The sequence below is a fragment of the Leptotrichia massiliensis genome, assembly GCF_900104625.1.
Classification (GTDB): domain Bacteria; phylum Fusobacteriota; class Fusobacteriia; order Fusobacteriales; family Leptotrichiaceae; genus Leptotrichia; species Leptotrichia massiliensis.
Genome location: NZ_FNVZ01000005.1, coordinates 1604621 through 1619390, shown reverse-complemented (window position 1 = coordinate 1619390; position 14770 = coordinate 1604621). Strand labels below are relative to the sequence as shown.

At 29.5% G+C, this 14770-nt stretch carries 16 protein-coding genes; 14 read left to right on the top strand and 2 right to left on the bottom strand.

The features are described from left to right. Positions 1–17 precede the first annotated feature (17 nt). From BQ5344_RS11710 to BQ5344_RS11700, 4 genes are read left to right on the top strand one after another with little or no spacing between them, the layout of a single operon-like run. A complete protein-coding gene (locus tag BQ5344_RS11710) occupies positions 18–617 on the top strand; it encodes a hypothetical protein (RefSeq protein ID WP_036072041.1) in 600 nt (199 codons plus the stop codon). A 59-nt stretch (positions 618–676) separates the two neighbouring features. Then, positions 677–787: a lipoprotein gene (locus tag BQ5344_RS12245; protein ID WP_158663028.1), complete on the top strand. Its 111-nt coding sequence runs from the start codon at positions 677–679 to the stop codon at positions 785–787. Between the two features lie 44 nt (positions 788–831). Next, on the top strand, positions 832–1257 hold the full coding sequence (locus tag BQ5344_RS11705; RefSeq protein WP_071125445.1) for an NfeD family protein: 426 nt from the start codon (positions 832–834) through the stop codon (positions 1255–1257). Positions 1258–1292: 35 nt separating this feature from the next. Continuing rightward, positions 1293–2207 carry an SPFH domain-containing protein gene (locus BQ5344_RS11700; protein ID WP_021770292.1) on the top strand — a complete coding sequence of 305 codons (915 nt, stop codon included), beginning with the start codon at positions 1293–1295 and terminating at the stop codon, positions 2205–2207. A gap of 711 nt (positions 2208–2918) precedes the next feature. Here BQ5344_RS11700 and BQ5344_RS12325 read toward each other — a convergent pair. Next, entirely contained in the window at positions 2919–3092 is a 174-nt protein-coding gene (locus BQ5344_RS12325) for a hypothetical protein (RefSeq protein WP_162840188.1), read from the bottom strand. A gap of 119 nt (positions 3093–3211) precedes the next feature. Between BQ5344_RS12325 and BQ5344_RS11695 the strand changes: the two genes are divergently transcribed. Beyond that, complete coding sequence (locus BQ5344_RS11695; protein ID WP_071125444.1) at positions 3212–3550, top strand: AbrB/MazE/SpoVT family DNA-binding domain-containing protein; 339 nt, start codon at positions 3212–3214, stop codon at positions 3548–3550. A gap of 2 nt (positions 3551–3552) precedes the next feature. Further along, on the top strand, positions 3553–3852 hold the full coding sequence (locus BQ5344_RS11690) for a type II toxin-antitoxin system RelE/ParE family toxin (RefSeq protein WP_071125443.1): 300 nt from the start codon (positions 3553–3555) through the stop codon (positions 3850–3852). A gap of 483 nt (positions 3853–4335) precedes the next feature. On the opposite strand, the gene BQ5344_RS12320 is transcribed toward BQ5344_RS11690, so the two are convergent. Then, positions 4336–4506, bottom strand: a complete 171-nt coding sequence (locus BQ5344_RS12320) for a hypothetical protein (protein WP_162840187.1) — start codon at positions 4504–4506, stop codon at positions 4336–4338. A 266-nt stretch (positions 4507–4772) separates the two neighbouring features. Here BQ5344_RS12320 and wzy point away from each other — a divergent pair, with 266 nt between their 5' ends. The 8 genes from wzy (at position 4773) to mutS (ending at position 14750) form a co-directional block, all read left to right on the top strand. Beyond that, entirely contained in the window at positions 4773–6167 is a 1395-nt protein-coding gene (gene wzy, locus BQ5344_RS11685; protein WP_071125442.1) for an O-antigen polysaccharide polymerase Wzy, read from the top strand. A 16-nt stretch (positions 6168–6183) separates the two neighbouring features. Further along, entirely contained in the window at positions 6184–7134 is a 951-nt protein-coding gene (locus BQ5344_RS11680; RefSeq protein ID WP_071125441.1) for a hypothetical protein, read from the top strand. A gap of 21 nt (positions 7135–7155) precedes the next feature. Next, complete coding sequence (locus BQ5344_RS11675; RefSeq protein WP_071125440.1) at positions 7156–7629, top strand: GNAT family N-acetyltransferase; 474 nt, start codon at positions 7156–7158, stop codon at positions 7627–7629. Between the two features lie 9 nt (positions 7630–7638). Then, positions 7639–8406: a glycosyltransferase gene (locus BQ5344_RS11670; protein WP_071125439.1), complete on the top strand. Its 768-nt coding sequence runs from the start codon at positions 7639–7641 to the stop codon at positions 8404–8406. A gap of 168 nt (positions 8407–8574) precedes the next feature. Then, entirely contained in the window at positions 8575–9348 is a 774-nt protein-coding gene (locus BQ5344_RS11665) for an endonuclease/exonuclease/phosphatase family protein (RefSeq protein ID WP_071125562.1), read from the top strand. A gap of 22 nt (positions 9349–9370) precedes the next feature. Further along, on the top strand, positions 9371–10204 hold the full coding sequence (locus BQ5344_RS11660; protein ID WP_071125438.1) for a glycosyltransferase family 2 protein: 834 nt from the start codon (positions 9371–9373) through the stop codon (positions 10202–10204). A 16-nt stretch (positions 10205–10220) separates the two neighbouring features. After that, a complete protein-coding gene (locus BQ5344_RS11655) occupies positions 10221–11414 on the top strand; it encodes a CDP-glycerol glycerophosphotransferase family protein (RefSeq protein ID WP_071125437.1) in 1194 nt (397 codons plus the stop codon). Positions 11415–12065: 651 nt separating this feature from the next. After that, positions 12066–14750: a DNA mismatch repair protein MutS gene (gene mutS, locus BQ5344_RS11650; protein WP_071125436.1), complete on the top strand. Its 2685-nt coding sequence runs from the start codon at positions 12066–12068 to the stop codon at positions 14748–14750. Positions 14751–14770 lie beyond the last annotated feature (20 nt).

The following is a 14770-nucleotide window of genomic DNA, read 5'->3' as shown; positions in this document are numbered from 1 at the left end:
GAAAGGTTGTAAAGACTATGAAAAAATTCTTAATATTGTTGTATTTAATGATATTTTCTATAAGTTTTACAGCACAATATAAAATTTCTAAAAGAACTTCTGTAAAAATGACGCAGAGCGAAATGGAAAAAAATTCTGTGCTTATAGAAAAAAGTGTAATAAATACATTCACAGAATCTGGATTGAAAAATCATTTTTCACGTATAGAAGATAAAAAAAATAAAAATTTATCAGACGAGATATACAGCAAGTTTGTTGATGAAACGCTTATTATACTGTCTACAAATGCTCAAATAACAATCACTAAAATTGAATTTTTAAGTGAAAAGAAAGCAGAAATAACAGCTAAATACAAAACTCCGACAATAGGAACAAATTCTCTGCCTAAATATGATGCAATGTTTAAAAATGAATTTAAAAGACAAATGGGTTATTCTTTTGAAAAAATTGATGGAAAAATTTTATCAAATACAGACAAACAAAAAATAGACAGCATAATAAAGGATACTGCAAGAAAAGTTGTGAAATTAAATTTAAAAAATGCTGTTTATAGTTATGGAGAAAGCAGAGAATTAATGGAAAAAGTTGATGGCAACTGGAGATTTGTTATAAAGTAGAACGATAAATTTGTTACTAAAATTTAAAAATTTATAACTGAAAAAGTTAGGAGGATGAAATGAAAAAACTAATTATTTTGATTATGATTTTGTTTACACTTGCAGCTTGCAGCAGTACTGGAAAAGGAACAAATTCGATTCATGTTGGAGTAGGTTTTTCAGGACTTTAAGATTTTGTAGTTGAAGTATTTATCAGAAAAAAGGAGAGAGAAAAATGGGAGCATTATTTTGGGCAATTTTGTCAGGAGCAGCGGCAATTCTGGAAATAATTATTCCGGGGCTTGTAACAATTTGGTTTGCACTTTCAGCTTTAATTGTAATGTTTCTTGCAAATTTTATAGAAGATTCGCTAATACAGTTTTTAATATTTGCTGTACTTTCGGTAATTTTCCTAATATTTACACGTCCAGTCTTGAGAAAATATATTGAATTGCAAAGAAAGACAAATTTTGATGCAAGCATGAAAGGGACTGATGTAAAAATTGAAAAAGTAGTCGATACTAAACAAACTGAAAAGGAATATGAAGTAAAATTTAAAGGATCCATTTGGACAGGAGTAAGCGAGGAAATATTGTCAAATGGAGAAATTGTTAAAATTAAAGGCTTTAAAGGCAACAAGATAATTCTTGAAAGAAAATGATAATTTTTTAAATAAAAATAGGAGGTAATATTATTATGTATTGGAGTTTACCATTAATAGTTATTCTTATTGTAATAGCGTTAATTTACATTTTTAAATCAATAAAGATTGTACCAGAATCACGTGTACTTATTATTGAAAAATTGGGGAAATACGATAGATCCCTAAGTTCGGGGCTTAGCTTTCTGAATCCATTTTTTGACAGGGTTGCAAGAAGCGTGTCTTTAAAGGAACAAGTTGTGGATTTTCCTCCACAGCCTGTTATTACAAAGGATAACGCCACAATGCAAATTGATACAGTTGTTTATTTTCAGATAACTGATCCGAAGCTGTACACTTATGGAGTAGAACGTCCACTTTCAGCAATTGAAAATTTGACAGCAACAACTTTGAGAAATATTATTGGAGATATGACAGTCGATCAGACATTGACTTCAAGAGATATTATCAACACGAAAATGCGTCAGGAACTGGATGATGCCACAGATCCTTGGGGAATAAAAGTAAACCGTGTGGAATTGAAAAGCATCTTGCCACCAGCGGACATTCGTGTAGCAATGGAAAAGGAAATGAAGGCAGAGCGTGAAAAAAGGGCAAACATTCTGGAAGCACAAGCAAAAAGAGAAGCGGCAATCTTGGTTGCAGAAGGAGAAAAACAGGCTGCAATTTTAAGAGCAGAAGCTAAAAAAGAACAACAGATAAAAGAAGCCGAAGGGCGTGCAGAAGCAATTTTATCAATTCAAAAAGCACAAGCAGAAGCGTTGAAACTGTTAAACGAAGCAGCACCAACAAAAGAGGTATTGTCACTAAAAGGAATGGAAACATTTGAAAAAGTGGCAGACGGAAAATCAACAAAAATCATTATTCCAAGCGAGCTGCAAAATCTGGCTGGAATGGTTACAGCATTTTCGGAACTTGCTAAAAAAGATAAAGATGTGGAACAAAAATAGATTATATGGGACTGGACAACATGTTCAGTCTTTTTTTTGGAAATTTTTATAATAGGGTTGTTTAATAACGAATTCATAATCATTCAAGTGAATTATTTTTATTTATTTTTTAGATATTGTGATTAATAAATATTTTTTCATATTATTATGTTTTTTCTTTTTATTTTTGTAGGATTGCTCATTGCCGCAAAACCTTATCTTGCAGTAAAAGTTTATCCTAATAATTAAAATTGTGGCAAGATTGCTACGCAATAACCTATGGCTAGTCTACGACATTTTTCTGCACTGACAAAAAACTCGCTATGCTCAGACAGTTTTGCCAGCACAGAAAAATGCTCCGACGGGTTATTTATACTAGAATCTGTTTGAAAAATGAAAATTATATTTTAATTATTTGAAAATATTAGATTTATACCCTTTATTAGAAAAGTTTGTAATAATTTCGTTATTTAAATGGGTAAATAGTATTAAATCGCTTAAAATCTAAAGGATAGTAGTTAAAATTTTGAAAATAACAAATTGAAGAAATATAGAATACACCTTGTATTACAACATAAAATATTGTACAATAAAAATATAAAAACATAAGCAGTTAACACATAAAATGGAATGATAATTTGACATAGATATTTAAAACAGAAGGGGGAATGTGTTCCTTTCTTTTTTGGTTAAGTATTGTATTTTTATTCCATTAATTCATAAATTAATATTTTATTTAGTATCTTCACAAAAAACATTTCCATATTGATCTCGATAACATTTTCTTCCTCTTTCAGCTGCCTTTTGACGTGCTCTTTCCCATGCTTTTGGATCAAGCAATTCACATCCGACAACATTTAATACAAGTATAGCGATAATCAAAATTTTTAAAGTTGATAAGTTCAATAATTATAAATTTTGACTTTAGATTATAAATATTTTTGCTCTAAAATGTAATTGACAAAACTTGAAATTAGGTTTATAATTTTACCAAGAAACAAAGAAACCAAAAAAGGAGATTTTTTATGGAAAGTAATATTTTGGAAATGAATAAGACAATCTCGATTTCTTCTAAAAATCAGATTACAATTCCTAAAAAAGTTATGGAACATCTAGGTTTTACAAAAGAGGCAAAAATAAAGGTTAGCAAAGGATCTTTGATTGTAACGCCTGTGAAAGAAAATGAAGATATGGAATTTTCAGATTTGATTTTGGAGGACTTGATAAAGGAAGGATATTCAGGAGAAGAACTTCTAAAAGAATTTAAAGTGAGAAAAAATAATGTCAAGCCTGCAATTCAGAAATTAATATCAGATACAGAAAAAAATGGAGTAAGCTATGAGGATGTATTTGGGAAGGATTAATAATGGAAACGGAAGTGATTATATTCACTGGTGCGGCAAAATATTTTAAGAAATTAAAAGACAAAAAATTAAAAGAAAAATTTGCTGAAGCGATTAAAAAAATTAAGGAAAATCCTGAAATAGGAGAAATGAAGAAATCCGATTTAGCAGGCATATATGGTTATGATATTTTTTACAATAAAATTAACTATGAACTAGCGTATACAATTAAGATAGAAGATAAAAAAATAGTTATTGTACTATTAGCAGGAACAAGAGAAAATTTTTATAAAACTTTAAAAAAATATTTGAAGTCACAATAAAATAGTGTAAGAAAAAAGTCAAATTTTTCAAGTAATTTGTGAAAGATTTGATTTTTTTAATAGCATTTTTACTATTTTTATTACACTTTTTCTTTTTTCACATGTTTACTCATTACTTTAAATCCTTATTTTACAGTAAATATTTATCCCAATAATTAAAATTAGTTACATAATACTTAATTACCAGATTTTCCAATTCCAAGACTTTTCTTTTTACTTGTCAGAAAATTGCAGTCGAACAAATAAAAGTTCTACTGATTTAGTAAATTAGAAAGATATTTGCTATAGAATTTTTTAGATTTTAAATTTTCAGTAAAATAGGATTTGTTTAAGTTTTTCTGTTTATTTGAATTATTTAGAGAAGATAAATCAATTTTTTGAAATAAAAAAAGAAAATTACTCAAAATTTTATATAGAGCAATTTTCCCTAAAACAAATATTTCAACTTTGTATTTTTATTATATTAATTCATAAATTAATATTTTATTTAGTATCTTCACAAAAAAAATTTTCATATTGATCTAGATAACATTTTCTTCCTCTTTCGGCTGCCTTTTGACGTGCTCTTTCCCATCCTTTTGGATCAAGTAATTCACATCCGACAACACTCAAGCCAAGTATAGCGATAATCAAAATTTTAAATAGACTTTTCATATAAAAATCAGCTCCTTTGTATTATTTTGTTTATTGTTTTAAAAAGTATTGTTTATTTAAATTATATCACTATTTTTTTTTTTTTTTTTTTTTGGATTTCATTAGAAAGTTGTTAGTTTTAAAATTTTTACTTAGTAAATGGAAACTATCTCAAAGTAAAAAAATTAAATAACGATGATACAACATTTCTGATTGAAGTTTTAATGGTGATATGGTAAAATTTTAGATGAAATAATAAGAAAAAATTGAAAAATAGAGGTAAATTGATGAAAAAAGATAAAATTGGGTTTTTGATATTTCATATATTTTTTATTGCGTTTGTGTTGTTTTTAAAAAGTGTATTTACTTTTCAGAATGAGGCGCTGGAGATGAAATTTTTGGAATGTCTGCTTATGAGTGTTTATATTTATACGTTTTTTACAGCGAAAATTTATTTGGAGTGGTTAAATTCGTATATGATTTTTTTGTATACGCTGTTTTTGTTTAATTTTACAAGAATATTTCTGGATATTGTGAATTATAAGGAGTTTGGATGGGCTACGAAGTTTGCTAACTTTTATTTTTTTTATGATGTGAGAAATGAGATAATAAATGTTTTTTTGCTAGTGTTACTGTTTACGCATCTAGGATTTTTCATTGCGATTTCAAATGAGAAGATTAGTGAGATTAGAAGCAGTGTTACGCTTGAAAGCAGAAGGCTGTTTACGAATGTCGGAATGGCTCTGTTTATAATTTCATTGCCTGCTCTAGCTTACAAGATGTTTATTCAGCTGAGGGTTATTTTGCGGGCTGGATACGAGGCTTATTATACGGGAATTTTAAAAGGGGTGGATTATCCTGCATTTACAAAAGGCTCTGGTACAGTAATGACAATTGGATTTTTGATATTTTTAATTTCAATTCCATCCAAAAGAAAATTTTTGACAATTTCTTCACTTTATCTTATGGTAAAACTGCTGGATTCGTTTAAGGGAGCAAGAGCAATATTTTTGACACAGCTTCTTTTTATAATGTGGTATTACGCAAAAGTCTATGGAATCAGGATAAAAGCTAAGACAATGGTAAAATTAGTAGGATTTACAGTGATTTTTTCACAAATTCTAGTGTCTGTGCGAAGTAAAAAAATATTCAGTCTGGATCTAGTAAACACAATTTTTAATTTTTTGTTTTCTCAAGGAGTAAGCTATCTTGTGCTTGGCTACACAATCAATTTCAAGCACAGCATTGTAGGAAACGGAAGCTACCCCTACATCTTGCAGGGGATATTTGGCTTTAAGCCACAGTCGCTCGAAACACTTGCCACAACCAACTCCATTGCGGATAAATTAACATATTACCTAAATTCGGGTGCTTATTTGAAAGGAGAAGGAATCGGCTCAAACTATATCGCAGAAATGTATGATTTAGGCTACTTCTGGTTAATTGTAATTTCAATTCTGCTTGGAATTTTTATTATAAAATACGAAAAATATGTTGTGAAAAATAGATTTTTATTATTAACAAGCTATTACTTCATACCAAATTTATTTTATATCCCAAGAGGCTCATTCTTTGGGGAAGGGCTAATAAAAAATATGGCAATGCTAATAGCAGTTTATGTGATAATTTTCAGTTTTGACTACATGTATAGGAAAATTGAGGAGAAAAAGGAACTAATTTGATTTTTTAGGGAGTTGAGTGGGATTGAATGAGAAAGAACAAGTATTTAAAGTTCATTGGGTAGAGAAATTAAAAATGGTATTTAAATTGATTTGTATTCCAGTATTGTTTTTTTGGGGGTGGAGATTTTCTTTGGATTTTTCAATAAATGAAATATTTTTTAAATGCTTTTTAACTGTTCTGCTTTCAATCATAATATTTTTAATTTTATCAATTTATGCTTTTAATAAAAAAATCCTAATCTCTGATGGTATTTTGACATATTATGAAAGAGGAAAAGAAGTTTGGTGCAGGAGAATAGGAAAAGATAATGTTAGGATATTTAACGAGAATAATTTATTTTATGGTGATGTTAAATATCTTTCGATAGATTATTGTTATGTTGTTATTTCTTTATTTGGAAAGAAAAATTGCTTAAAACTTGAAAAAATTATTTGTGAATTTCAACTTGAAAAAGAGGAAATTGAAAATACAGTATTTGAGATTCCAAAAAAGGAATTACTTTTAGAAAAATGTAAAAATATTTTTAAAAATAATGCTATTGGGGTAATTTTTGCTTTGATAATATTTAAAATAATATATTATCATGCTATTTTTTTGAAATATTTTGTGATAATTATTCCTTTGGGAGTTATTATTTTAGAAATTATTTCTTTAATCAGAATAAAAATTTATACACCGAAAATTATAAAAATATTTAATAATTTTATAAGTATTGATGATGAAAAATACAGTAAGTATGATATAAAAAAGTTCATGATTACAAGTCCGAATACAAAAAGTGAAACAATAGATTTTGGATACAGAATATTAAAAATTTTTGGAAATAATGAAAAAAGGTTTATTACACTAATTACCTCTAAAAATTCAGAGTTTAAAAATTCTGGAAAGGATGAGGATTACGAAACTTTTTATGAAGAAATAGTGAGATTTTGTATTGTTAATGGAGTTGAGTATGAGTTGGTTTAGAAAAATAGGAGTTTAATATTGATGGAAGTAGAAAATATAAAAATAATAAAAGGAATAAATGATAAAAATAAAAATGATATAGTCAAATGGACTAATGAAAAGGGAAAGGACTTTCTTGAGCAATGGGCTGGAGCAAGTCTTGATTTTCCACTTACAGAAAGTCAGATTGATGATTTGAAGGATATTTACTCGATTTTTTGTGAGAATGAGTTTGTGGGGATTATTCAGAAAATAAGGAAGGAACACGATAATATTCATATTGGAAGATTTCTGATTAATCCTGAGCTTATTGGAAAAGGACTTGGAAAAAAGGCTTTGATAGAGTTTATAAATTTAATTTTTCAAGATGAGGACGTGAATTCGATTACGTTAAATGTGTTTGATTATAATGCGGGAGCAAAGAAATTGTATGAGAAAGTTGGATTTAAAGTTGTGAATGTTACTGAAAATCCGATGAAAAAGTATATGATGATTATGAAAAAAGGTGAAAAATAGGAGAAAATAATGATAGAAAAAAAAATATATTATGTCTGGATTGGAAATGCTAAAAAGCCAGATATTTTTTATAAATGTCTGGAATCGTGGAAGAAAAATCTGCCTGATTTTGAAATAATAGAGATAAATGAGAAAAATTTTGATATGGAAAAACACCTTGCGAAAAATAGATTTTTTCGTGAATGTTACGAAAGAAGGCTTTGGGCGTATGTTTCAGATTATATGAGAGTGCATTTTATGTATGAAAATTCTGGAATTTATGTTGATACAGACATGGAAATAATTAAGGATTTGAAACCAATTTTGGAAGGAAAAGATGAATTTTCTAAAAATGGGAAGATGAATTTTTTTATTGGCTATGAAGATGAAAAACACATAAGTGTTGGGATTTTTGGGACAACGAAGCATAATGAAGTGTTAAGGGACATTAAAGATTTTTACGAGAATGACATTTGGAAACAACCGATTTGGACAATTCCTAAAATTTTTACCTATACTTTTGAGAAAAAATATAATTTGAGCGAGAAAAGGGAAAATGTTTTGAAAAATGGAGAAATAGTTGTTTTTCCAAAAGAATATTTTTATCCTTATGGATTTAAGGAAATTTATTCTGAAGATTGCATAAAACCTGAAACATACGGAATTCATTGGTGGAATGATAGCTGGAGCAGTTTGAAGGCTAGATTGTTTTTGGAAACGAAGCATTTGAGCGGGATAAAAAAACTGGTTAAAAAGATGAGGATAATTGCGAGGTTTTATTTGAAGGAAAAGAGATAAAAATAAGGAGTATTTAGATAGAAATAAAAAAGTAAAAATAAAAAGGTTTGGTAGATACTGAAAAAAGTGATATAATTGAATGAAAAATTTGAAATAACAGATAAAATTTGTAGGAGAGAAGCTGTTATTTTGATAAAAAAAAGAAGGGTTAGGAGAAACAATAGAAAAATGAGTAATTTAAAAAAAATATTGTTGTCACTTATGATTTGTGGGGCAACTGTTAGCTGGGCGAAAGAATTTAAGATAATGACATATAATATTTATGGAGGAAGGCTTACCGATGGACAGAAGTTAGGTGAAAGCATTAAGCCGTACGGGCCTGATTTTGTGTCGCTTCAGGAAGTTGACAAATTTACGAAAAGAAGTAATTTTCGTGATATAACTTCTGATATTGCGAAAGTTCTTGGATATGATTATTATTTCTTTAAGAAATCAAGAGATTATGATGGTGGAGAATACGGAATTTCATTTATTTCAAAATATCCGCTTGAGAAGATATATACTTATGAGTTACCGTCGGAAGGGGTTGAGAAAAGACAGCTTGTAGTTGCAGAACTGTCTAAAAAGACTTTTGGGAAAAAAGTGTTGGTTATGAATACACATTTGGACTTTAAACAGCATATGAAGCCTGAGGAAATGGAATCGCTGGACTTGCTTACAAAATTTTTTGACAAGGATGATATAAAGTTTTTGAGTGGAGATTTTAATTTTTTACCAACGACAAAATATTACGGAGAAATTACAAAAGACTGGAGAGATACTTATATGGAATCCAATGCTAGTGGTGTAAGAACACTTTCAGATCCACGTATTGACTATATTTTTGGTAGCCAGTCGAAAAAATGGAAGGTAAAATCAAGCTATTTTATTAATGATGCAACGCAGGACTGGACAAAACTATCGGATCATCTTCCATATATAACGGTTTTGGATATAAAATAAAAAAAGAAGGAGATTTAAAAATATGAAGGTTTCCCTTATAATGCCAACAATAAATGTTACAACAGAACTGGATTTGTTTCTAAAAAGCCTGAAGGCACAGACTTATAAAGATTTTGAGCTAATTGTAGTGGATCAGAATGAAGGAAATGAAGTTTTTGAAATTGTGAAAGACTACGAAGAGGACTTTAAAATAAAATATGTAAAAAGTGATGAAAAAGGGTTAAGCCTAAATAGAAATAGAGGACTTATCTTGATGAAAGGCGAAATTGTGGGATTTCCTGACGATGATTGTGAATATAGTCCCAACACACTTGAAAAAGTTGTAGAATTTTTTGAAAGAAAAAAGAATTATCGAATTTACTCGTGCCGTACGCTTGAACGTGGAAAAGACTATGGAACAGGTGTTATGGAGAAAAAAGATACCGAAATAACGAAGGATAGTGTCGATACAACTGTGAAATCTATAACTTTTTTTGTAAATTATGGCAAGGATGATATTATTTTATTTGACGAAAATTTAGGAGTTGGTGCAACTTTTGGAAGCGGGGAGGAAACAGACTATGTGCTGACATTGCTTCACAAAGGCTATAAGGGAAGATATTTTGCAAACGATATAATTTACCATCCAGCTAAAAAGGGAAATTATAATGATTTGGAACGTGCCTATAAATATGCTCTAGGTTTTGGAGCATTGGTAAAAAAGGAAGTAAAGGGCAGAAAAAACAGATTTTACATTCTGAAATACTGGAAACGGCAGTTTAGAAGTTTTTTTGGAATGATTGTTACTAGAAATAGAAGGTATCATAGGGTTGTGATGAAGGGGAGAAAAATAGGATATACAAAATATAAAATTTAAAAAATAGGAGAAGAATATGGATAAGATAAAATGCTTGATAAATATGATAATAGCTTATCTAATTTATCCATTTAACAAAGGGAAATTTAAAAATAGAAATATTTGGCTTGTGGGTGGAAACGCAGGAGAACTTTTTGTGGATAATGGACGTGCGATGTATGAGTATTTACGGTCAAGACAGCAGGAAGAAGTGTACTGGGTAATAAACAGAAATTCCAAGATTGCAAAAAAAATTCCAGGAGAAAAATTGATAAAAGGAAGTGTAAAAAGCTATCTGTATTTTATGAATGCAAAAGTTGCATTATTTTCCCACTCAATTTCTGCGGACATTGTCCCATACCTGTTTGTAGTGCCATTAATAAACAAATTTCATAAAAAAGTATTCAAAGTATTCCTGAATCACGGAACAGTAGGCTTTAAAGTTCGACAGGCAATGAATCCAAAAACAGGAAAAGTAGCAGAAGCCCTTGTAAAATCGTATGATTTAAACATCTGTGACTCAGAATTTGAAAGAAAAGTGAAAACAGAAATATGGTGGGAAGTTCCAAAAGAAACAGCAGTTATAACAGGCTACCCAAGATATGATAAATTATACAACCTTCAAGTTATTGAAAAACAAATATTTTTCATGCCAACATGGAGAAGCTGGCTAAAATCAGAAAACTCAGAAAACCAAAAATTTGAAGATACAAAATATTTCCAAAATATTGCAAATTTAGTTACAGACAAAAAATTAAATGATTATCTGGAAAAAAACAATATAAAATTAAATGTCTACATTCATCAGTTAATGCAGGATTATCTAAAAAACTTTGGAAATATAAAACTTGGAAAAAATATAAAAATACTTCCAAAAGAAGTAAACATAACTGAAGAACTGCAAAAATCAAAATTATTAATAACAGACTATTCAAGCGTAGCCTACGACTTCTATTATCTAAATAAACCAATCATCTTCTTCCAGTTTGATAAACGTGAATATGAAGAAAAAGTTGGCTCTTACATAGACTTAGATAAAGATTTATTTGGAAAACAAGCCAAAACTGTAGAAAAATGCGTTGAAGAAATCATTGAAATCTCGGAAAATAATTTTCATTATGATAAAGAAATGAAGCAAAAGTCTGATAAGTTGAGAGAAAAGTTTTTGAAGTATGTGGATAAGGGAAATTGTGAGAGAGTTTACGATGAAATTTTAAAAAGAATAAACTGATTATATTTTTGATATCTATTTTAGATTATTTTTATTAACAATAGTTTTTTCTTTTATAATTTTCATCTTTTCTAACGTAAGGGCATCAGACGCCATGCCCTTACAACCCCGCTTACCGCAAAACTTTCTTATAAAAGAAAAATAGAACTCGCTTTTGAATAAAAATTATTTTATATCTAAATAAATATGTATAATTAAAAAATATTTCAAAAGCTCAAACAGCTATTTTTCTTCTAACGAAATTTTGCTCGAAAATCTTTTAATTAGAATAGTTGTTATAACTAAATTAAAATTGTCGTGATTTTTTGGAAATTAAATCGATTGTTTGAGCTAAGTTTTACGTAGCGAGTTTCGATTTTATTTTCAAAAAATGCTTAGACGAGCGGGGTTTGTAAAGGGGATGGCGATTGATCCCCTTTACGTATAGAAAAAGAAAAAATATAAAATATAGAAAAAGTATTTATTAACAAAAATTTATTTTGTTAAAAAAAGATTATAAAGTGTGTAAATAACAATAATTATTAAATAAAAAAATTGATATAAAAATGGAAAAGAAAAAATTTTTATTAATTTTTTAAAAAATTGAAAAAGAAAATAAACTATGATAAAATTTAAAGATAAAAAAATAAAGAGAACAGAGGTAAAATAACGATGGCAGATACACCGCTTATGAAGCAATATAAGGAGATAAAATCAAATTTTGAGGACTCTATATTGTTTTTTAGATTGGGTGATTTTTATGAGATGTTTTTTGAGGATGCGGTGAAAGCGTCACGAGAGCTGGGACTTACGCTTACTTCGAGAAATAAAGAAAAGAATGTGGATATACCGCTTGCGGGAGTTCCATTTCATTCGGCAGATTCATATATAACAAAACTTGTTTCAAAAGGTTATAAAGTTGCGATTTGTGAGCAGACAGAAGATCCAAAGATGGCAAAAGGAATTGTAAAACGGGAAGTTGTGAAGATTATAACGCCAGGGACAGTTGTGGATGTGGAGGCACTTGATGCCAAGAGCAATAATTACTTGATGAGTATTTTGAAAATTGAGAATAAATTTGGAATTGCGTATATTGATATAACGACTGGAGAATTTAAGGTAACGGAAGTTGAAAAGGATGATGATTTTGTAAAATTATTTAATGAGATTAATAAGATTGAGCCTAAGGAAGTGCTTGTTACAGAGGATTTTTATGGAGAAATAAAGGAAAAGTTAGATGATTTTTTACAAAAGAATGATTCAGTTGTAACTTTTGTGAATAAGGTTCGGGACAGTGCAAAGTATCTTATGGATTATTTTGAGATTGTGTCGCTGGAAAGTTATGGGATTAAGGATAAAAAAGCGATAATTGGAGCTGCAGCCATGGCACTTGATTATTCAGCTGCTATGCAGGTTGAGCATGAGCTGACTGTGGAAAAAATTGAGTTTGTGAATATTTCCAATTATGCTGAAATAAATGCGATTACAAGCAGAAATCTGGAACTTTTGAAAAATCAGAGGGAAAAAACTGTCTATGGTTCGCTTTTGTGGGTGCTGGACGAGTGTAAAACTTCGATGGGAACACGGCTTTTAAAAAGATTTATAAATAATCCGCTTTTAAATGTTCATAAAATAAGAAAAAGACAGGAAGATGTACAGTATTTTATTGATAATATCTTGATTCGTGAAGATTTGAGAGAAAAACTTGATGATATTTACGATTTAGAGCGGCTTTTGGGGAAAATAATCTTTGGAAGTGAAAATGGAAAAGATTTGACGGCATTGAAAAAAACGATAAAATCGGCTGTTGAAATAATGAAAATTTTGGGAAATACTGATTTTTTTAGGAATATTGATGCAAATATTTTGTTTGAGTGTTATAAAATAATTGATGACAGTATAAAAGAAGATGCGCCATTTTCGGTACGTGAAGGCGGAATTATAAAATCTGGATACAATGCGGAACTGGATCAAATTAGAAATATTATGAATTCTGGGAAGGACTTTTTGCTGGATATTGAACAGCGGGAAAGGGAAGCAACTGGAATTAGAAATATAAAAATAAAGTTTAACAAGGTTTTTGGTTACTTCATCGAAATTACAAAAGCAAATCTGGATATGGTGCCAGAACATTACATAAGAAAACAGACTCTTTCAAATTCAGAGAGATACATTACGCCTGAACTGAAAAAATATGAGGACACAATAATAAATTCCAAAGCAAAAATCGAAGATTTAGAATATCATTTGTTCAAGGAAATTAGCGGAAAACTCAAGGAACATCGGAAAATTTTGTCAGAACTTGCAGAAAGGCTGGCATACATTGATGTAATGGTATCTTTTGCTGTAAGTGCCATTGAAAATGATTACGCAAAACCTGAAATGAATGAGGAATATTCCTTTGAAATTGAGGGCGGAAGGCATCCAGTTGTGGAAAAACTGATTGGAAGGACGGATTATGTTTCAAATGATACAGTCTTTACTGAAAAGGAAAGTTTTGTCGTATTGACAGGGCCTAATATGTCGGGAAAATCAACGTATATGAAACAAATCGCATTAATTTCCATAATGGCTCAGATTGGCTCTTTTGTCCCTGCTAAAAAAGCAAATTTATCAGTTATAGACAAATATTTGACACGGATTGGAGCTTCTGATGATATTTTGACTGGGCAAAGTACATTTATGGTGGAAATGAGTGAGGTTTCCAACATTCTGAACAATGCGACTGAAAAAAGTTTGATAATACTGGATGAAGTTGGACGTGGAACTTCGACAACTGATGGTGTTTCCATTGCGACTGCCATTTCAATGTATATTCACGATAAAATTGGTGCTAAGACAGTTTTTGCAACCCATTATCACGAACTAACTGATCTGGAAAATAAATTTGCACACATTGTAAATTATCGGATAGAAGTGGATGAAAAGCAGGGAAAAGTAATGTTTTTGCGAAATATTGTAAAAGGCGGAGCAGACAAGTCCTATGGTATTGAAGTGGCGAAATTGGCTGGGCTTCCAAAGGAAATATTGATTGAAAGCAAGAAAATATTGAAACGGCTGGAGCAAAAAAAGGAATTGATTGAAAGAACCGTAGATGTTCACCAGCTTTCACTTTTTGGAGGAAATTCAGAGTTAGAGAATGATTTTCAAGAATTTGAAAATGAAAGTGCAAATGATTTTGAAAATACTGAAAGTAATCAATTTTATACGGAAAAATTAGTACAGGTTGAAGAAGAAAAGGAAAGTTTGTTAGAAATTGTGAATAAAATAGAAAATTATGATGTGAATAATGTTACACCGATGGATGCTATAAAATTTTTGTTTGAATTAAAGCAAGAAATCAAAAAAGATAATTAAAATTGGTAAAATAGGAGAAA

Bases quoted from the DNA above. Each gene is read 5' to 3' on its own strand.
- BQ5344_RS11710 (WP_036072041.1), top strand. From the start codon at position 18: ATGAAAAAATTCTTAATATTGTTGTATTTAATGATATTTTCTATAAGT.
- BQ5344_RS12245 (WP_158663028.1), top strand. From the start codon at position 677: ATGAAAAAACTAATTATTTTGATTATGATTTTGTTTACACTTGCAGCT.
- BQ5344_RS11705 (WP_071125445.1), top strand. From the start codon at position 832: ATGGGAGCATTATTTTGGGCAATTTTGTCAGGAGCAGCGGCAATTCTG.
- BQ5344_RS11700 (WP_021770292.1), top strand. From the start codon at position 1,293: ATGTATTGGAGTTTACCATTAATAGTTATTCTTATTGTAATAGCGTTA.
- BQ5344_RS11695 (WP_071125444.1), top strand. From the start codon at position 3,212: ATGGAAAGTAATATTTTGGAAATGAATAAGACAATCTCGATTTCTTCT.
- BQ5344_RS11690 (WP_071125443.1), top strand. From the start codon at position 3,553: ATGGAAACGGAAGTGATTATATTCACTGGTGCGGCAAAATATTTTAAG.
- BQ5344_RS12320 (WP_162840187.1), bottom strand. From the start codon at position 4,506: ATGAAAAGTCTATTTAAAATTTTGATTATCGCTATACTTGGCTTGAGT.
- wzy (WP_071125442.1), top strand. From the start codon at position 4,773: ATGAAAAAAGATAAAATTGGGTTTTTGATATTTCATATATTTTTTATT.
- BQ5344_RS11675 (WP_071125440.1), top strand. From the start codon at position 7,156: ATGGAAGTAGAAAATATAAAAATAATAAAAGGAATAAATGATAAAAAT.
- BQ5344_RS11670 (WP_071125439.1), top strand. From the start codon at position 7,639: ATGATAGAAAAAAAAATATATTATGTCTGGATTGGAAATGCTAAAAAG.
- BQ5344_RS11665 (WP_071125562.1), top strand. From the start codon at position 8,575: ATGAGTAATTTAAAAAAAATATTGTTGTCACTTATGATTTGTGGGGCA.
- BQ5344_RS11660 (WP_071125438.1), top strand. From the start codon at position 9,371: ATGAAGGTTTCCCTTATAATGCCAACAATAAATGTTACAACAGAACTG.
- BQ5344_RS11655 (WP_071125437.1), top strand. From the start codon at position 10,221: ATGGATAAGATAAAATGCTTGATAAATATGATAATAGCTTATCTAATT.
- mutS (WP_071125436.1), top strand. From the start codon at position 12,066: ATGGCAGATACACCGCTTATGAAGCAATATAAGGAGATAAAATCAAAT.